The sequence below is a fragment of the Prauserella shujinwangii genome (genome assembly GCF_003001955.1).
Classification (GTDB): Bacteria; Actinomycetota; Actinomycetes; order Mycobacteriales; family Pseudonocardiaceae; genus Qaidamihabitans; species Qaidamihabitans shujinwangii.
In genome coordinates, this window is the sequence record NZ_PVNH01000008.1 from 14,710 (window position 1) to 31,730 (window position 17,021).

Annotated in this window: 17 protein-coding genes; 4 read left to right on the forward strand and 13 right to left on the reverse strand. The window is 73.3% G+C overall.

The window, feature by feature from the left end; all coding sequences use genetic code 11:
• Positions 1 to 72: 72 nt before the first annotated feature.
• From B0I33_RS19185 to iolC, 9 genes are all read right to left on the reverse strand, one after another.
• Positions 73 to 789 (reverse strand): gamma carbonic anhydrase family protein, encoded by a 717-nt coding sequence (locus B0I33_RS19185; protein ID WP_245900834.1) that lies wholly within the window; start codon positions 787 to 789, stop codon positions 73 to 75.
• A gap of 77 nt (positions 790 to 866) precedes the next feature.
• Positions 867 to 1,727 carry a sugar phosphate isomerase/epimerase family protein gene (locus B0I33_RS19190; protein WP_106180218.1) on the reverse strand — a complete coding sequence of 287 codons (861 nt, stop codon included), beginning with the start codon at positions 1,725 to 1,727 and terminating at the stop codon, positions 867 to 869.
• Positions 1,728 to 1,802: 75 nt separating this feature from the next.
• Positions 1,803 to 2,810 (reverse strand): Gfo/Idh/MocA family protein, encoded by a 1,008-nt coding sequence (locus tag B0I33_RS19195; RefSeq protein ID WP_106180219.1) that lies wholly within the window; start codon positions 2,808 to 2,810, stop codon positions 1,803 to 1,805.
• The gene (locus B0I33_RS19200) at positions 2,807 to 3,766 is read right to left on the reverse strand and encodes a TIM barrel protein (RefSeq protein ID WP_106180220.1); all 960 of its coding nucleotides are present in this window, start codon (positions 3,764 to 3,766) and stop codon (positions 2,807 to 2,809) included. Before B0I33_RS19200 ends, B0I33_RS19195 begins: the two co-directional genes overlap by 4 nt.
• A 13-nt stretch (positions 3,767 to 3,779) precedes the next feature.
• Positions 3,780 to 5,276, reverse strand: a complete 1,497-nt coding sequence (locus tag B0I33_RS19205; protein WP_106180221.1) for a CoA-acylating methylmalonate-semialdehyde dehydrogenase — start codon at positions 5,274 to 5,276, stop codon at positions 3,780 to 3,782.
• A gap of 8 nt (positions 5,277 to 5,284) precedes the next feature.
• Positions 5,285 to 7,165 (reverse strand): 3D-(3,5/4)-trihydroxycyclohexane-1,2-dione acylhydrolase (decyclizing), encoded by a 1,881-nt coding sequence (gene iolD, locus B0I33_RS19210; RefSeq protein ID WP_106180222.1) that lies wholly within the window; start codon positions 7,163 to 7,165, stop codon positions 5,285 to 5,287.
• The gene (gene iolB / locus B0I33_RS19215; protein ID WP_106180223.1) at positions 7,162 to 8,025 is read right to left on the reverse strand and encodes a 5-deoxy-glucuronate isomerase; all 864 of its coding nucleotides are present in this window, start codon (positions 8,023 to 8,025) and stop codon (positions 7,162 to 7,164) included. The genes iolD and iolB overlap by 4 nt, the downstream gene beginning before the upstream one ends.
• Positions 8,022 to 8,891, reverse strand: a complete 870-nt coding sequence (locus B0I33_RS19220) for a Cgl0159 family (beta/alpha)8-fold protein (RefSeq protein WP_106180224.1) — start codon at positions 8,889 to 8,891, stop codon at positions 8,022 to 8,024. The genes iolB and B0I33_RS19220 overlap by 4 nt, the downstream gene beginning before the upstream one ends.
• Complete coding sequence (iolC, locus tag B0I33_RS19225; RefSeq protein WP_281259438.1) at positions 8,884 to 9,858, reverse strand: 5-dehydro-2-deoxygluconokinase; 975 nt, start codon at positions 9,856 to 9,858, stop codon at positions 8,884 to 8,886. Before iolC ends, B0I33_RS19220 begins: the two co-directional genes overlap by 8 nt.
• A 128-nt stretch (positions 9,859 to 9,986) precedes the next feature.
• On the opposite strand from iolC, the gene bluB reads away from it, so the two are divergent.
• Positions 9,987 to 10,619, forward strand: a complete 633-nt coding sequence (gene bluB / locus B0I33_RS19230) for a 5,6-dimethylbenzimidazole synthase (protein ID WP_425440496.1) — start codon at positions 9,987 to 9,989, stop codon at positions 10,617 to 10,619.
• Here bluB and B0I33_RS19235 read toward each other — a convergent pair.
• The 4 genes from B0I33_RS19235 to B0I33_RS19250 all read right to left on the reverse strand — a co-directional run bounded on the left by B0I33_RS19235 (position 10,607) and on the right by B0I33_RS19250 (position 14,089).
• The gene (locus B0I33_RS19235; RefSeq protein ID WP_106180226.1) at positions 10,607 to 11,188 is read right to left on the reverse strand and encodes a TetR/AcrR family transcriptional regulator; all 582 of its coding nucleotides are present in this window, start codon (positions 11,186 to 11,188) and stop codon (positions 10,607 to 10,609) included. The two genes, bluB and B0I33_RS19235, sit on opposite strands and share 13 nt — an antisense overlap.
• Positions 11,155 to 11,682, reverse strand: a complete 528-nt coding sequence (locus B0I33_RS19240) for a DoxX family protein (protein WP_106180227.1) — start codon at positions 11,680 to 11,682, stop codon at positions 11,155 to 11,157. The genes B0I33_RS19235 and B0I33_RS19240 overlap by 34 nt, the downstream gene beginning before the upstream one ends.
• A 162-nt stretch (positions 11,683 to 11,844) precedes the next feature.
• Positions 11,845 to 13,089, reverse strand: a complete 1,245-nt coding sequence (locus B0I33_RS19245; protein WP_106180522.1) for a pyridoxal phosphate-dependent decarboxylase family protein — start codon at positions 13,087 to 13,089, stop codon at positions 11,845 to 11,847.
• Positions 13,061 to 14,089, reverse strand: a complete 1,029-nt coding sequence (locus tag B0I33_RS19250; RefSeq protein WP_106180228.1) for an EamA family transporter — start codon at positions 14,087 to 14,089, stop codon at positions 13,061 to 13,063. Before B0I33_RS19250 ends, B0I33_RS19245 begins: the two co-directional genes overlap by 29 nt.
• 69 nt (positions 14,090 to 14,158) lie before the next feature.
• On the opposite strand from B0I33_RS19250, the gene B0I33_RS19255 reads away from it, so the two are divergent.
• Genes B0I33_RS19255 through B0I33_RS19265 form a run of 3 tightly spaced genes read left to right on the forward strand, consistent with a single transcriptional unit; the run spans position 14,159 to position 16,975 of the window.
• The gene (locus B0I33_RS19255; RefSeq protein WP_106180229.1) at positions 14,159 to 15,025 is read left to right on the forward strand and encodes a LysR family transcriptional regulator; all 867 of its coding nucleotides are present in this window, start codon (positions 14,159 to 14,161) and stop codon (positions 15,023 to 15,025) included.
• Between the two features lie 9 nt (positions 15,026 to 15,034).
• Positions 15,035 to 15,793, forward strand: coding sequence for a hypothetical protein (locus B0I33_RS19260; RefSeq protein WP_106180230.1), 759 nt, complete (start codon positions 15,035 to 15,037; stop codon positions 15,791 to 15,793).
• A gap of 36 nt (positions 15,794 to 15,829) precedes the next feature.
• Positions 15,830 to 16,975 carry a cysteine--tRNA ligase gene (locus B0I33_RS19265; protein WP_106180231.1) on the forward strand — a complete coding sequence of 382 codons (1,146 nt, stop codon included), beginning with the start codon at positions 15,830 to 15,832 and terminating at the stop codon, positions 16,973 to 16,975.
• Positions 16,976 to 17,021 lie beyond the last annotated feature (46 nt).

Genomic DNA, 17,021 nt, shown 5'->3' on the forward strand with positions numbered 1-17,021 from the left:
CATCAGGCACGTTCGCCCTGTCGACGACGGCGCGTAGGCGCTCACCACAGCACAAGGATCGCTGATGCGGCGCTAGCCGAGATCCACAACCTCATCGTCCGCGTGCGCGCCGAACTCGGCGACGCGCACCTCCGCGATGTGCTCGTACCGGCTGATCCGGTCGGTCCACTCCGCGTCGACGCCGAACGCCACCTGCGCGAAGCCCACCCGGCGGACAGCCTCGGCCAGGCCCGGATCGCCAGGGGCCAGCAGCCGCACCGGCGCGTCGAGCGCCACGGTGTTCGGCGGCACGAAGTACTCGTCCGGCACAACGGTGCGCGCATGAACGAGCGCGCCGACAGCGACAACCGAGCCGGCCCCCAACCGTGCCCCCTGCAGGACCGTCGCCGCGGTCGCCACATAGACGCACCTGCCGACCGCACAGCCCAGCAGCGTGGCATGCGGCCCCACGAAGACGTGGTCGTCGACAAGCACCGGCTGGTCGACGGCGACCGCAGACCCGCGCAACACCGCGTTCTCGCAGATCACCGCCGCCTCCCCGACCTCGACCCGAGACCCCTCGGCATCGAGCACCGCGCCGTACATCACCCGCGCCCGCGGCCCTACGCGGACATCACCGACGAGCGCGGCCGTCGGGGCGACGTAGGCGGTGGGATGGACCTGCGGTTCATGCCCGCGATGCCGGACCCGGATTCCCTGCGCTTCAGCGATCACGAACGGATTCTCAGCCGACCGACCGCGAGCATGCTCGCGGATTTCCGACGTCACGTTCGCCGATACCTGTGCCATCCGCGATCAGAGGCACGACAGGGCGAACGTTGCTGATCCGGCAAACAACGTTTCTCACGCACGAGCTCGGGCCCGGTTCACGAGCCGAGCTCCTTGGTGACCCGCTCGAGCATGAACCTGCCGGACTCGACGGCGCGCTCCTCCCAGGCGAACACGCACACGGTGGCGACCCCGTCGAACCGCAGCTCGCGCAGCGTCCCGAAGAAGGCGTCCCAGTCGACCTCGCCCTGGCCGATGTCGAGGTGCTGGTGGACGCGGGCCGGGGTGCCCGGCGGGTTGAGGATGTAGCGCAGCCCCGAGGACCCGGTGTGGTTGAAGGTGTCGGCGATGTGCACGTGCCGCAGCTTCGAACCCGCGTAACGCATCATGTCGGCGACGTTGCCCGCGCCGTCGGAGAGGTGGAAGGTGTGCGGGGCGCAGTACAGGTAGTTCACCCACGGCTTGTTGATCGCCCGCACCAGGTCCACCGCGGGATCGTTGCGCTCGATGAAGTCGTCCGGGTGCGCCTCCAGGTTCAGCGCGATGCCCTCGCGCTCGAACACCGGCAGCAACTCCTCCAGCGAGCGCCAGAACGCGGCCTCGCTCTCCGCGGCGCGCTCGGGCCTGCCGTTGAACTCGGAGTTCATCAGCGGGCACTCCAGCTCCGCCGTCACCTCGATCATGCGCTTCCAGTAGCGCACCGCGGCCTGCCGCTCCGTCTCGTCGGGACTCGACCACCGGTACAGCGGCAGCGTGCTCGACAGCCGCACCCCGGTCTCCCGCAGCACCGTCCGCAGCTCGGCGACCTTCTCGTCGTCGGCCCTCGGGTGCAGGAAGAACGGCATGAAGTCGTCCCGCGGCGACAGTTCGATGTACTCGTACCCCATGTCCGCGACCGTGCGCACCATCTCCGCCATCGGCAGCCCGCGCAGCATGTACGGGTCCAGGGCGATCTTCATGGCAGTCCTCCATGTTCCCGCCTCGTGAGTGAGAAACGTGGTTAGAACGACGTTTCTCACTCACGAGGCGAGGGGTCAGCTCTCGTAGAACGCGGGCCGGTCCTTCATGCGGACCTCGACGGCACGCCCGCTGTGCAGTGCCTCGACGGTGGTGTCGCAGACGACGGCGGCGGCGTAGCCGTCCCAGGCGCCCGGCCCGGTGAGCGTGCCCTCCCGGACCGCCGCCACCCACTCGACGAACTCGAGGTCGAACGCCGCGGCGAAGCGCCGCTTCCAGTCCTGCAGGACGCCGCTGCTGAGCCGGCCGGACTGGCGCAGCCACACGTCGGCAGGGTCGGGCAGCCGCACGGTGCCGGTCTCCCCCACCGTCTCGCACTGGATGTCGTAGCCGTACTGGCAGTTGACGAACACCTCGACATCGGCGCGCACCCCGCTCGCGGTCTCGAACAGCATCACCTGCGGGTCCTGCAGGTGCTCGAACCTGCGGGTGGTGCGGCGCGGCGTGAGCACCTGCGCGCTGACGATCTCGTCGGCCAGCAGCCAGCGGATCGTGTCGATCTCGTGCACGGCGGTGTCCTGCGTGGCCATCTCCGAGTGGTACGCCTCGGGGACCGTGGGGTTGCGGTGGACGCAGTGCATCAGCAGCGGGGCGCCGAGGTCACCGTCGTCCAGCACCCGCTTCATCGCCCGGTAGCCCTGGTCGTACCGCCGCATGAAGCCGACCTGCACCAGCCTGCGGCCATGGGCCTGCTCGGCCTCGACGATGCGCAGGCAGTCCTCCGCCGTGGTCGCCAGCGGCTTCTCGCAGAACACGTGCTTGCCCGCCGCGATCGCCGCGAGCACGTACTCGGCGTGCGTGGGCCCCCACGACGTGACCACGACGGCGTCGACGAGCGGGTCGGTGATGACGTCCTGCCCGGTGGGCAGCGCACGGGCGCCGACGCCGGAGGCGACCCGTTCCGCGCGGGCGATGTCGACGTCGGTCACCGCGACCACCTCGGCACCGGTCACCACGTCGGTGATCCGGCGGATGTGGTCCTGGCCGATCATTCCCGTCCCGACGACTCCGATGCGGACGGTCATGACCGCCCCCGGCTCGCGGGCCTGCGGACGCTGGCGAGCCCGCGGCTGTTCAGGTACTCCCGCGTGCGTACCGCGATCGGCAGCGGCACGTCGGGAGCGCACGGGTAGAGGTCCTGCTCGACGATGACGAACACCTCGGCGTCGATCGCGGCCAGCTCGTCGAGGACGGTGGCGGGGTTCGGCACGCCCGCCGGGGGCTCGACGCACACCCCGCGCTTGACGGCCTCGCCGAACGAGAGCTTCTCCTCCCGCACCTGCCGGAGCACGTCGGCGTCCATCTGTTTGATGTGGACGTAGCCCATGCGCTCGGCGTAGCGGCGGATCAGGTCGACGCAGTCGCCGCCGCCGTAGGCGACGTGCCCGGTGTCCAGGCACAGGTTGGCGTACCGTGCGTCGCTCTCGTTGAGGTAGCGCTCGATCTCCCGCTGGGTCTGGATGTGGCTGTCGGCGTGCGGGTGCAGGCACAGCCGCACGTCGTACTCCTCCAGCAGGATCCGGCCCAGCTCGTCGGCACGGTTGCCGAAGTCGCGCCACTGCTCGGCGGTGAGCTCGGGCGACTCGGTGTACTCGCCGGTCCTCTCGTCGCGGTACATGGTCGGGATGAAGACGAGGTGGTGCGCGCCGGACGCGGCGGTCAGCTCCGCGACCTTGCGCGTGTGCGCCACCATGTCGTCCCACTCGTGCGGGCGATGCAGCGCGCCGAACGTGGTGCCGCCGGAGACCCGCAGGCCCCGGGAGCCGACCTCGTCGGCCAGCCGCTCCGGCTCCGTCGGCAGGTAGCCGTACGGGCCCAGCTCGAGCCACCGGTAACCGGCCTGCACCAGCTCGTCGAGGAAACGCGCGTAGGGCACCTGGTGCTCGTCCTCGGGGAACCACACGCCCCAGGAGTCGGGTGCGGAACCGAGACACAGGTTGCCGATGACGGTGGGCGGTGCGGTCGACGACGACACGGTCATGGAAAACGAGCTCCTAACTGGACGTGGGGAAGTGGAACGCGGCCTCGACCGTGCGGTGCACGTGCGGCCAGCGGCTGGTGACGACCTTCTGGCGGGTGTAGAAGCGGACGCCCTCGGGACCGTGGATGGGCGAATCGCCGATGAGGGAGTCCTTCCACCCGCCGAAGGAGTAGTAGGACATCGGCACCGGGATGGGGACGTTGACGCCGATCATCCCGACCTTCACCGCGCGCTGGAACCGCCGCGCCGCGGCGCCGCTGGAGGTGAACAGCGCGGTGCCGTTGCCGTAGGGGTTGGCGTTGATCAGCTCGACGGCCTCGTCGACCGTGTCGCAGCGGACCACACCGAGCACGGGGCCGAAGATCTCCTCGCGGTAGGCGTCCATCTCGGGGGTGACGTGGTCGAGCACGGAGGGGCCGACGAAGAAGCCGTCCTCGTGGCCGTCGACGGTCAGGCCGCGGCCGTCGGCGACGACCGTCGCGCCCTGGGCGGCGCCGGCAGCGATCGCGTTCTCGACCCGCAGCTTCGCCGCCTCGGTGACGAGCGGGCCCATCTCGGAGCCCGGCCGGTCGCCGGGACCGACCCGCACCTCGGCGGCCTTGCGGGCGAGCGCGTCGACCAGCGCGTCCCCGGCCGCACCGACGGCCACTCCCACGGACACGGCCATGCACCGCTGGCCCGCGGAGCCGAACGCCGCGGCGGTGAGGTGGCTGGCGGCGAACTCGAGGTCCGCGTCCGGCAGCACGACGGCGTGGTTCTTGGCGCCCCCGAGGGCCTGCACGCGCTTGCCCGCCGCGGTGGCACGCTCGTGCACGTACGTCGCGATCGGGGTCGAGCCCACGAAGGACACGGCGGCGATGTCCGGGTGCTCCAGGATCGCGTCGACGGCGGTCTTGTCGCCGTGCACGACGTTGAACACACCGTCGGGCAGGCCGGCCTCGGCGTACAGCTCGGCCACGAGGTTGGCCGCCGAGGGGTCGCGCTCGCTGGGCTTGAGCACGAAGGTGTTGCCGGTGGCGATCGCGATCGGGTGCATCCAGAGCGGCACCATGATCGGGAAGTTGAACGGCGTGATCCCCGCGCACACGCCCAGCGGCTGCCGGAAGCTGTGCACGTCCACCTCGCGGGAGACCTGGTCGGAGAAGCCGCCCTTGAGCGCGTCGGCGATGCCGCACGCGTACTCGACGACCTCGCGCCCGCGCACGATCTCCCCGCGCGCGTCGTCGATCACCTTGCCGTGTTCGGCCGAGATCACCCGGGCCAGCTCGTCCTCGTGCCGCACGAGCAGCTCCCGGAACGCGAACATGACGCGCATCCGCTGCGACAGCGAGGAGTCGCCCCACGACCCGAACGCCTTGACGGCCGCGGCCACCGCGGTGTCCACCTCCGGTCCGTCCGCGAGCAGCACCTCCGCCTGCCGCTGTCCCGTGGCCGGGTTGAACACCGGCGCGGTCCTGGTGGAGCCCGCCGTGGTGGCGGTGCCGTTGATCCAGTGTTCGATGGTCCTCACGTGCTCTCCTACAGATAGTGCCGCTGCGCGGACTTGCTCGCGGTGTAGTTCTCGTACGCCTTGCGCGTGCTGTCCAGTTCGGACACTTCGCTGACCGGCACGTCCCACCAGCCGGTGCCAGGCGGGTTCGGGCCGAACAGGTCCACGTCGACGTGCACCACGGTGGTCGTGGTGTTCGCCCTGGCCTGCTCGACGGCGGACCGGAACTCGGCGACCGTGGTCGCGCGCAGCACGGCGGCGCCGAGGCTCGCGGCATTGGCCGCGAGGTCGACGGGCAGCACGCCGCCGTCCAGCAGGCCGGTCTCCGGGTTGCGGTAGCGGTAGGACGTGCCGAACCGCTGGGAGCCGAGCGACTCCGACAGCGAGCCGATGGAGGCGAACCCGTGGTTCTGCACGAGCACCACGATCACCTTGATCCCCTCGGAGACCATCGTGACGAGCTCCTGCGCCATCATCAGGTAGGAGCCGTCGCCGACGAGGACGAACACCTCCCGGCCGGGGTCGGCGAGTTTGGCGCCCAGCCCCGCGGCCACCTCGTAGCCCATGCAGGAGTAGGCGTACTCGACGTGGTAGGCCTTCGGATCCCGGGCGCGCCACAGCATCTGCAGGTCGCCGGGCATGCTGCCAGCCGCGTTGATCACCACGTCGCGGTCGTCGGCGAGGTCGCGCAGGGCACCGAGGATCTCCGTCTGCGCGGGCAGCGGACCGTGCCCGCGCGTGAAGCACTCGTCGGCGGTGCGCCGCCACTCGTCGGCCAGCAGGCGAGCCCGGGAGCGGTGGGCCTCGTCCACCCGCCACTCCCCCAGCTCGGCGGCCAGCGCCTCGATGCCCAGCCTGGCGTCGGCGAGCACCATCTCCGCCGAGTGCTTGGCCGCGTCCAGCCGGGCGACGTTGAGGTTGACGAACCGGACCCGGGGGTTGCCGAACACGGTGTGGCTGGCGGTGGTGAAGTCGCTGTACCGCGTGCCGATGCCGAGCACGACGTCGGCCTCGGCGGCCAGCGCGTTGGCCGCGGACGTTCCCGTCGAGCCGAGCCCGCCCACCGCGCACGGGTGGTCCCATGGCACCGCGCCCTTGCCCGCGTGGGTGTCGGCGACCGGGATGCCCGTGGCCGCGGCGAACTCCCGCAGTGCCTGGCTCGCACCGGAGTACACCACCCCGCCGCCCGCGACGACCAGCGGCGAGCGCGCACCGCGCAGCAGTGCGGCCGCGCGGGCGACGGCTGGGGCTTCCGGCACCGGGCGGCCCACGCGCCACACCCGGCGCCGGAAGAAGTCCACCGGCCAGTCGTAGGCCTCGGCCTGCACGTCCTGCGGCAGGCACAGCGTCACCGCACCCGTCTCCACCGGGTCGGTCAGCACGCGCATGGCCGCCAGCGCGGCCGGGATCAGCTGCTCGGGCCGCGTGATCCGGTCGAAGTACTTCGACACCGGCCGGAACGCGTCGTTGACGGTCACGTCGCCGCCGCGGGTGTCCTCCAGTTGCTGCAGCACCGGGTCCGGGTACCGGGTGGCGAACATGTCCGACGGCAGCAGCAGCACCGGCAGCCGGTTCGTGGTCGCCAGCGCCGCGCCCGTGACCATGTTCGTCGATCCCGGACCGGTGGAGGCCGTGCACGCGAAGGTCTGCAGCCGGTCGCGCATCTTGGCGAAGGCGCTGGCGATGTGCACCATGCCCTGCTCGTTGCGGGCCAGGTAGTACGGCAGATCGGCCTCACCCGTGCGAGCCGCCTGCAGCAGGGCCTGGCCGAGACCGGCGACGTTGCCGTGCCCGAAGATCCCCCACACACCGGGGATCAGCCGCTGCTCGGCGCCGTCGCGCTCGCTGTACTGGCCGGCCAGGAACCGCACCAGCGCCTGCGACGTCGTCAGCCTGATCGTCTCGCTCATCGTGCCGCCTTCCCGAACGGCAGCCGCGGATCGACATCCTGCGACTCCCAGGTCTGGCGGACCCAGCCGTGGGCCGGGTCGTCGCAGATCAGCCACGCCCGCTCCGGGCCGGGACCGGCCATGACGTTGAGGTAGTAGAGGTCGTAACCGGGCACGGCCATGGACGGCCCGTGCCAGCCGTGCGGGATCAGCACGACGTCGCCGGTGCGGACCTCGGCGAGCACGTCGACGGGCCGATCCGGCGTGCCGTACACGCGCTGGTAGCCCATGCCGGGGCCCGCGGGGCCGCCCGCGACCTCGAAGTAGTAGATCTCCTCGAGCTCGCTCTCCCCTTCCCTGGCCTCGTCGTGCTTGTGCGGCGGGTAGGACGACCAGTTGCCGCCGGGGGTGAGCACCTCGCACACCAGCAGCTGGTCGGCCTCGAAGGTGTGCGGCAGGCAGTAGTTGTTGACCTGGCGGCTGCACTGGCCCGCGCCGCGCAGTTCGGCAGGCACCTCCGCGGCGGGCCCGTAGCGGGCGGGCAGCCTGCGCTCGCACCGCGCCGACGGCAGCGCGAAGCGGCCGGACCCGGTGATGGTCGCGGTGGCGTCCCTCGGCAGGTAGGCGAAGTCGGTCACCGCGTCGAACACGCCGGTGCGCCCGGCCAGCTCGAACGTCCGCCCGTCCACGGTGACCGCGCACGAGCCGGACAGCGGCAGCACGAGCGTCTCGGCGTCCCCGGTGTGCACGTCCAGGCTGCCGCCGGACAGTGCGGCGACGCGGAGCCCGGAGAACCCCCAGCCCGCGGACTCGGGGGTGACGACGACCTCGAACGGTCCCTCGGCGGTGGATCCCGCCGCACGATACAGCTTCTCGTTCACAGCAACCCCACAGCGGTGTCGACGGCGTTGGCGACGTCGCCGTCGTGCGGATAGAGCAGCGAGCGGCCGACGACGAGGCCCTGCACGGTCGGCAGGGCGAGCGCCTTCCGCCACGAGGCGAAGGCGGCGTCCGGGTCCCTGACCTCGCCGCCGAGCAGGACGGCGGGCAGGGTCGAGGCGGCGAGCACCCGCTCCATGTCGTCCACGACGGGCAGCTTCAGCCAGGTGCGGGCCGACGTGCGGCCGAGCCCGGAGGCGATCGTGATCGACGTGATCACGGCCTCGGGCGAGAGGTCGTTGCGGAGCCGCCCGTCGGCCCAGCGGGACAGGAACGGCTCGACCATCGCGATCAGCCCGCGGTCGGCCAGGTCGCCGACCGCCCGCGCGGAGCTCTCCAGCACGCCCGGGGTGGCCGGATCGTCCAGCGCGATGCGGGTGAGCATCTTGCCGCCGTCGAAGCGCATCCGCGCGAGCTGCTCGGCGTCGTAGCAGCCGAACCGGTCGTCGACCTCGAACACCGAGCCGGCCAGTCCGGTGCGGTTCATCGAGCCGAACACGGACTTGCCGTCGAGCGCGCCGAGCAGCAGCAGGTCCTCGAGGATGTCCGCCGTCGCGAGCACGCCGGTGACGCCGGGGCGTTCCAGCGCCAGGCACAGCCGCTCCAGCAGGCGCCCCCGGTCGGCCATCGCCAGCGGGTCGCCGCCGACGGCGTTCGCGCCCCGCGCCGGATGGTCGGCGGCGATGATCATCGTGCGGCCGTGCGGGCCGAACGGCGAGCCCGCGGGAACGCGCCTCGCGGCGGCCTCGGCGATCGCCTCCGGCTCGCGCACCCGGGTGTCCACGATGCGGCGTACCAGCTCAGACACCGGCCACCTCCGCCAGCTTCGCCTCGACCTGCGCCTGTGTCGGCATGGCGGGCGCGCAGGCCAGCTCGCCCGCGACGTGCGCGCCGGCCGCGTTGGCGAACCGGATCACCCGCTCGGTCGGCCAGCCGGCCAGCAGCCCGTGGCACAGGGCCCCGCCGAACGCGTCGCCCGCTCCGAGCCCGTTGACCACCTCGACCGGCATGGGCGGCACCTCGACCTCGCCGGAGCCGTCGAGCGCCAGCACCCCGCGCGGCCCCTGCTTGACGACGGCGAGCGACACCCCGGCCCGGCGCAGCTCCCGCGCGGTCGCCGAGGGGCTCTCGGCGGGGCCGACGGCGACGGCGCACTCCTCGCGGTTGCCGACGGCGACGGTGACGTGCGGCAGCGCCTCGGCCACCCAGTGCCGCGCCTCGACCGCGGAGTCCCAGAACATCGGCCGGTAGTCCAGGTCCAGCACGGTGATCCCGGACCGCGCCCTGGCGCGCAGCGCCGCCAGGGTCGCCGAGCGGCTCGGCTCCTGGCACAGCCCGGTCACGGTCACCCAGAACACCCGTGCCGCCCTGATCGCCTCCAGATCCAGCTCCTCCGGCCGGATGTCCAGGTCCGGCGCGGTGGGGAAGCGGTAGAAGTACAGCGGGAAGTCGTCGGGCGGGAAGATCTCGCAGAAGGTCACCGGGGTCGGCAGGTGCGCGCTGGTGCCGACGAACCGGGGGTCGACGCCGTAGCCCTCCAGCGACCGGCGCACGAACCGGCCGAACGGGTCGGCGCCGGTCTTGGTGATCACCGCCGCCGCACGGCCGTACCGGGCCGCGGCCACGGCGACGTTCGTGGGGCTTCCCCCGAGATACTTGCCGAACGACTCGACATCCTCCAGCCCGACACCCACCTGCTGCGGGTAGATGTCCACGCCCACCCGGCCCATCGTGACGACGTCGAACGCCACCGGGCCTGGCTGCGGCACAGTCACGGCTACACCTCCTCGTGCGGGACGCCGTCCCACCGCTAGCGCGCTCTACTAGCGCGCTCTAGTCCGGGTACTATGCCCCGGCTCACACAGGCCTGTCAATACGGGAACGGAGCGGTTTCGTAGGGTCGGTGCCCGTGTCGACCGACTTCTACGACCTGATCCGGCGGCGCAGGGACGTCCGCGCCGAGTTCACCGGCGAGCCCGTGCCGGAGGAGGTGCTGCACCGGATCCTGGCGGCCGCGCACGCCGCGCCGAGCGTCGGGCTGAGCCAGCCGTGGGACTTCGTCCTGGTCCGCGACCGCGCCACGCGCGAGCGGTTCCGCGAGCACGTGCAAGCCGAGCGCGCGACCTTCGAGGCCGAGCTGGCCGGTGACCGGGCCGCGACGTTCCGGCGCATCCGGATCGAGGGAATCCTGTCGTCGACCCTCTCGGTGGTCGTCACCTACGACCCGGAGCGCGGATCACCCGCGGTGCTCGGCAGGCACGCGATCGCCGACGCGGGGCTCTACTCGGTCTGCCTCGCCATCCAGAACCTGTGGCTGGCGGCGACCGCGGAGGGCCTCGGTGTCGGGTGGGTGAGCTTCTACCGGGAGGACTTCCTGCGGGAGCTGCTGGGCATCCCCGCGCGCGTCCGCCCGGTGGCGTGGCTGTGCCTCGGCCCGGTGACGCACCTGCACGAGGTGCCCGACCTGGAACGGCACGGCTGGCGGGAACGCCTTCCGCTGGACGCCGTCGTGCACGAGGAGCGCTATCCTGGCTGACCGGTCAGCCTGCCGAGCACGGCGCGCGCCGCCCGGTCGACGTCCCCGGCCGCACCGGCGGGCAGCGCGCCGCTCAGGCACAGCGACGCGTAGCCGTGCGCGATCGACCACGCGGCCACCACCGCGTCCTCCAGGTCGTGTTTCCGGGCGCCGTCGGCGGTGTCCCCGCCGCGCTGCCGCTCGACTCCCCTGGTGAGCGCCTCCCAGGACCGCTTCCGCGCCGCGGCGACCCCGGGGTCCCCGGTGCGGTAGAGCGCGGGAACGAACATCACCTGGAAGTGCGCGGGATGCCCCAGCGCGAACCGCACGTACGCGACGCCCAGCTCCAGCAGATCGTCCCCGGCCGGGGCCAGCGCGTCGGCGAGCCGGGCGAAACCCTCCTCGGCGAAGGCGGTGAGCAGTCCGGCCTTGTCCCCGAAGTGGTGCTGTGGCGCGGCGTGCGACACGCCCGCGCGGCGGGCCAGCTCGCGCAGGCTCAGCGCGCCCGCCCCGTGCTCGCCGATGACGTCCGCCGCGGCCGAGAGCAGCGCCTGCCTCAGGGCGCCGTGGTGGTACCCGTGTTCGGCCATGCCGGTTCCGGTCCTCCCTCCGGGTCCGCGCCGCGGCGGCTCCGCTCGCGCACGGACAGCCACAGCACGGCGGTCGTCGCCGTCCCGAACACGACCTGCAGCAGCACCCGCGGGACCAGCGGGGTCACCGGCTCGCCGCCGAGCGTCAGGCCCTCCAGCGCGGCGTGGACGTTCGCGGGCAGCATCGCCAGCAGCAGCGCGGTGAGCCCGCCCGCCGCCCACGGCACGGTGCGCCGGTACAGCAGTCCCGCCGCGCCGCACAGCTCCAGCACCCCGGTCAGCGTCACCAGCAGGTCCGGCCTGGGCAGCGCGGGCGGGACCATCGCGATGAGGTCGTCCCGCAGCACGACGAAGTGGGTCACGCCGGTGACGGTGAACATCGCGGCGAGGCCGCCGCGCAACGCGGGCAGCCAGCCGCGCAGCGGGGTGACGCCCAGCAGGCCGGCGAGCCCCACCAGCAGGGCGGTTCCGGCGAGGGTGAGCAGCGGCGCCATGGGTTCCTCCCCGAGAGCGGGATCTTGACACTGACAAGATACGGTGCCGCTCGAGAACTTGTCAATGACAAGATTGGCTGGAGCGGGCCCCGGCGGTGGCGACGCTCCGGTGGCGTGCCTGGTCACCGCTCGGGGGTGCGGAACGTGGTCTCACCACGTTCGTCACTCACGCGCGGCCAGGCGCAGGATCGCCGCGGCCGAGGCGTCCACGTCGGCCTCGGTGGTGGCGTGGTTGGACACCGAGATCCGCAGCAGCCTCCTGCCCCGCCACGTGGTGCCGCCCAGCCAGCAGGTCCCCTCGCGCTGTACGGCGGCCACCACACGGTCGGTGCGGCCGTCGTCGCCGAAGCCGGCGAGCACCTGGTTGAGCACCACGTCGTTGACGATCTCGGCCCCGCCCTCGGCGAGCCGGCCGGCGAACCGCCGGGCCAGCGCACGGCACCGCTCCACCAGCTCCGCCACCCCGTCCCGGCCGAGCTCCCGCAGGGCCGCCCACACGGTGAACCCGCGGGCCCGGCGCGACGACTCCAGCGTGAAATCCGCTCCCCCTCGGACCCCGCCGCCCGAGCCCACCAGGTAGGAGGCGCTGTACGACACGGCGGCGGCGTGGCTGTCCGGGTGGGCGCAGAAGGCGAACCCGCAGTCGTAGGGCACGTTGAGCCACTTGTGCCCGTCACAGGCCCACGAGTCGGCGAGCTCGGCACCGTCGACGAGGGCGGCGGTGGCGGGGCTGGCCGCCGCCCACAGCCCGAAGGCACCGTCCACATGCGCCCAGCCGCGGTGCCGGTGTGTCAGCTCGCAGGCGGCACGCAGGTCGTCGCAGGCCCCGGTGTTCACGTTGCCCGCCTGCAGGCACACGATCGGCGCGCCGCCGCCGCGCGCGAGCACGCGCTCCAGATCCGCCACGTCGATCGCGCCGTCCGGCGCGGCGGCCACGGGCTCCACGACGGCGGTGCCGAATCCGAGCAGCCGCAGTGCCCGGTCGATCGTCGCGTGCCGCTCCTCGCTCGCCACCACCCGCAGGCGCGGTGCCCCGGCGAGGCCGTCGCGCTCGACGTCCCACCCCGCGGCGGCGAGCAGGTGGTGCCGGGCGGCGGCGAGGCTCACCGTGTTCGCGGCCTGGCCGCCCGTCACGAAGCCCACCGACGCGCCGCCGGGAATGCCGAGCAGCTGCTTGAGCCACTCCCCCGCCGCGCGCTCCGCCGCGATCCCCGCGGGTGCCAGCACCGGGTTGAACGCGCACTGGTCCCAGGCGGTGGTCAGCACGTCGGCGGCGGTCGCGGCGGGCAGCGCCCCGCCGGTCACGAACCCGAAGAAACGCGGTCCCGCGGAGGCCATGAGGCCGGGCTCCGCGGCGCGGAGCAGCGCGGTGAGGACCTCATCCGGTGCGCTCGGCGAGCGGGGCAGCGCTCCGCCGAACGCCGTCTCCAGCCCGGCGACGGCGGCCGCCGCCGGGGCCACGGGCCGTTCCGGAAGGCCGGCGCGGTACTCCGCGGCGGCGCGGGCCGCGCGGGCGAGCAGGTCGTCTGGGTCCGTCATGGCGCCCGACTGTACGCATGCGCACCGCTCCCATGCTGGCGGCGACGACAAGCGCGATGCCAAGGCACTCCACGGCGGTCATCGCCTGCCGCAGGACGAGGAATCCGGCGAGCGCCGCGACCGCGGGCCCGAGGCTCATCAGCACGGCGAACGTGCCCGCGGGCAGCCTGCGCAGCGCCAGCAGTTCCAGCGTGTACGGCAGCATCGACGACAGCAGCGCCACGACCGCGCCCAGCCCCAGCGTGACCGGATCGAGCAGCGCGGGGCCCGCCCCGGCGATGCCCAGCGGCAGGCTCAGCACGGCGCCGGCGGTCAGCGCGAGCGCCAGCCCGTCCGCCCTGGGGAAGCGGGCACCGACGCGGGCACTGAGCAGGATGTAGCAGGCCCACAGCGCGCCCGCGGCCAGCGCGAACGCCACACCGGCCGGGTCGAGACCGGAGAACCCGCCGCCCCCGAGCAGGACCACGCCGCCGAGTGCGAGCAGCGCCCACACCACGCTCAGCCACCGGCGGGACGCGAGCACCGACAGCGTCAGCGGGCCGAGCACCTCCAGCGTCACGGTCGCACCGAGCGGGATCCGCTCGATCGCCTGGTAGAACAGCGTGTTCAGCCCGCCGAGCGTTACCCCGAACGCGGCGACGTGCAACCAGTCCGCCCGCGTGTGGCCCCGTACCCGGGGGCGGCAGACGAGGAGCATGAGCAGCGCCGCGAACACCAGGCGCAGGGTCACCACGCCGAGCGCACCGGCGCGGGGGAACAGCAGCGCGGCGAGCGCGGCGCCGAACTGCAGCGACAGCGCGCCGCCGAGCACGAGCGCGACCGCGCCGGGGTGCGCGTGCCGCACGGGCGGGGAGGAAACGGCGGTCATACCCGCGACGCTAGGGACGCCGTCTCACCGTGTGAAATGCCGATCGAACTCCCGTTATGCTCGGCGCGCATGACCATCGAGCTGCGCCACCTCCGCTGCTTCCTCGCCGTCGCCGAGGAGGGCAACATCACGCGCGCCGCCCAACGGCTGCACCTCACGCAGCCCGCCGTGTCGCGCACGCTGCGGCAGCTGGAGCAGCGGCTCGGGTTCCGGCTCGTCGACCGCTCCACGCACCACCTGCTGCTCACGCCGGAGGGGCACGCGTTCCGGGACAAGGCCGCCGCGGCGCTGGCGGCCGTCGACGACGCGCTCGACCCGGCGCGGCTCGTGCCGTGGCCGCTGCGGGTGGGACACGCGTGGGCGGCGTTCGGCGGGCACACCGCGGACCTGCTGCGGCGCTGGGAGCAGCGGCACCCGGACACACCGCTGGAACTGCTCCGGATCGACGACCACACCGCGGGCCTGGCCACCGGCCGGGTGGACGTGGCGGTGCTGCGCGGTCCGGTGCGGGCGACGGGACTGGCCACGGCGTCGCTGCCGAGCGAGGAGCGGGTGGCCGCGGTGCCCACCGACAGCCCGCTCGCCTGCCGGGACGAGCTCACGCTGGCCGATCTCACCGGCGAGGTGGTGGCGGTCAACCCGGTGTCCGGAGTGACCACACTGGACCTGTGGCCGCCCGCGATCCGGCCCGCCCGCTCGCTGCGCGTGGCCAACACCGACGACTGGCTCGCCGCGATCGCCGCGCACCGGGCCGTGGGCATCACGACGTCGGCGACACGCAGGCTGCACACCTACCCCGGGGTCGCGTTCGTCCCGGTGACCGGGGCGGCGCCGATCCCCGTGGTGCTGGCCTGGCGGCGCGCGCCGGGCCACCCGGCCATCCCGGACCTGGTGGCGCTGGCGCACGAGGTGCTGGGACCGGGCCGGTCCGGGTAGCCCGGCGGCATGACGATGTCCACCACCACGGCGCTGGCCGGGTCGTTCGCCGCGGCGGTGCTGCTCGCGGCGCTGCACCTGGCCGCCCCTCGGATCCGTTCCCTGCCGGGGGTGCCCGAGTCGGCCACGGGCTCGTTCGCGGGCGGGATCGCCGTCGCCTACGTGTTCCTGCACCTGCTGCCCGAGGTCGCCGCGGGCAACGCGGCGATCGGGGAACTGCTCGGCGACGTCGTCGAGGTCACGCCGCTGTTCGACCTGGCGATCTTCGCCGTGGCGCTGGCGGGGTTCGCCGTGTTCTACGGCCTGGAACGCCTCGCCGGGCGCACCCGGCCCGGCGCGGAACCGGGCGCGTGGGTGTACCGGCTGCACCTGGGCGCGTTCTGCGGCTACAACGCCCTCATCACCTACACGATGCCGCTACGGCTGCGCACCGGCATCGCGTTCGCGGTGCTGTTCACCATCGCGATGGGACTGCACTTCGTGCTCACCGACCGCGGGCTGCGGGAACACTACCCGCGCCGGTTCGCCGCGACCGGCCGGTTCGCGCTCGCCCTCGCGCTGCTGTTCGGCTGGGTCCTGTCCGCGTTGCTCGCGCCCGCCGGCGTCGTGGTGGTGAGCGTGCTCGTCGCGCTGCTCAGCGGGTCGGTGCTGCTCAACGTGTTCAAGGAGGAGCTGCCCGCGGGCGCGCGTTCGCGGTTCGGCTGGTTCCTCACCGGGCTGCTGCTCTACGGCGGCCTGCTCACCGGCGTGACCGCGCTGGGCGGGTAGCTGGCCCGGCGGCGGGCCGCGTGGGACGGTGGTGCCATGCTGATCGAGTCGATGACGAGGCGGCGCCCCTCGCGGGGTGCCACCGGGGTGACGCTCGCGGGCAGGCGCGTGCACCTGCTCGACCGCGCCCGGATCTACGCATGCGGCATCACGCCCTACGACGTGACCCACCTCGGGCACGCGAGCACGTTCGTGTGGGTGGACACGCTCGCCCGCGCGCTGCGGGCGCTCGGCGTGGAACCCGTGGTGTGCCGCAACGTCACCGACGTCGACGACGTGCTCGACGCCGCGGCGCGCCGGGCGGGCGTGCGCTACGACCACTTCGCCGCCTTCCAGCAGTTCCGGTTCGAGGGCGACATGGCGGCGCTCGGCGTGCGGGCGCCCGACCACGAGCCGAGGGCGCATGCCTACATCGACCCGGTGATCCGGCTGGCGGGGGCGCTCGTCGAAGCGGGCGCGGCGTACGAGCGGGACGGCGGGGTGTACTTCCGCGGCCGCGACGTGGTGGCGCGGGCCGGGCTGGCCGAGGCGGAGGCGCTGCGGCTGGCCGGCGAGTTCGGCGGGCGGCCGGACGACCCGGCCAAGGACGACCCGTTCGACGTGGCCGTGTGGCAGCCCGCCGAGGAGGACCATCCGGCGTGGGACTCGCCGTGGGGCCCGGGCAGGCCGGGCTGGCACGCCGAGTGCGTGGCCATGGCGGTGTCGGTGTTCGGCGTCGGGGTGGACGTCCACGCCGGTGGCGAGGACCTGCGGTTCCCGCACCACGCCTATCACGCCGCGATGGCGGAGGCGCTCACCGGCGTGACGCCGTACGCGCGCGCGTGGCTGCACGCCGGGACCGTGCGCGTGGGCGGGGCGAAGATGGCGAAGTCGGCGGGCAACCTGGTGCTGCTGGAGGATCTGCTCGCCACGCATCCCGCGCCGGTGGTGCGGACGCTGATCGTGGACCGGCCGTGGGCGCGGAGCTGGGAGTACCAGCCCGCGTTGCTGGACCGGGCCGCGGAGCGGCTGGAAAGCCTGCACCGTGCGGCGGGCAGGCCGCACGAGGCGCGGGAGGCGGACGTCGAGCGGCTGCGTGCGCTGCTCGCCGCCGACCTGGACGTCTCCGGCGCACTCGACCTGGCGGTCGAGACCGGCGGCGGCACCGCCCGGGTGCTCACCACCGCCCTCGGCCTCAGCTGACCGCCCCCCATTCCGCGGGTGGCAGGGCAGTGAAGGCCACCTTCAC

What these genes read in the sequence shown, in the direction of transcription:
- B0I33_RS19185 (WP_245900834.1), bottom strand. Translation starts at nt 789, where the DNA reads ATGGCACAGGTATCGGCGAACGTGACGTCGGAAATCCGCGAGCATGCT.
- B0I33_RS19190 (WP_106180218.1), bottom strand. Translation starts at nt 1,727, where the DNA reads ATGAAGATCGCCCTGGACCCGTACATGCTGCGCGGGCTGCCGATGGCG.
- B0I33_RS19195 (WP_106180219.1), bottom strand. Translation starts at nt 2,810, where the DNA reads ATGACCGTCCGCATCGGAGTCGTCGGGACGGGAATGATCGGCCAGGAC.
- B0I33_RS19200 (WP_106180220.1), bottom strand. Translation starts at nt 3,766, where the DNA reads ATGACCGTGTCGTCGTCGACCGCACCGCCCACCGTCATCGGCAACCTG.
- iolD (WP_106180222.1), bottom strand. Translation starts at nt 7,165, where the DNA reads ATGAGCGAGACGATCAGGCTGACGACGTCGCAGGCGCTGGTGCGGTTC.
- B0I33_RS19235 (WP_106180226.1), bottom strand. Translation starts at nt 11,188, where the DNA reads ATGGCCGAACACGGGTACCACCACGGCGCCCTGAGGCAGGCGCTGCTC.
- B0I33_RS19240 (WP_106180227.1), bottom strand. Translation starts at nt 11,682, where the DNA reads ATGGCGCCGCTGCTCACCCTCGCCGGAACCGCCCTGCTGGTGGGGCTC.
- B0I33_RS19250 (WP_106180228.1), bottom strand. Translation starts at nt 14,089, where the DNA reads ATGACCGCCGTTTCCTCCCCGCCCGTGCGGCACGCGCACCCCGGCGCG.
- B0I33_RS19255 (WP_106180229.1), top strand. Translation starts at nt 14,159, where the DNA reads ATGACCATCGAGCTGCGCCACCTCCGCTGCTTCCTCGCCGTCGCCGAG.
- B0I33_RS19260 (WP_106180230.1), top strand. Translation starts at nt 15,035, where the DNA reads ATGACGATGTCCACCACCACGGCGCTGGCCGGGTCGTTCGCCGCGGCG.
- B0I33_RS19265 (WP_106180231.1), top strand. Translation starts at nt 15,830, where the DNA reads ATGCTGATCGAGTCGATGACGAGGCGGCGCCCCTCGCGGGGTGCCACC.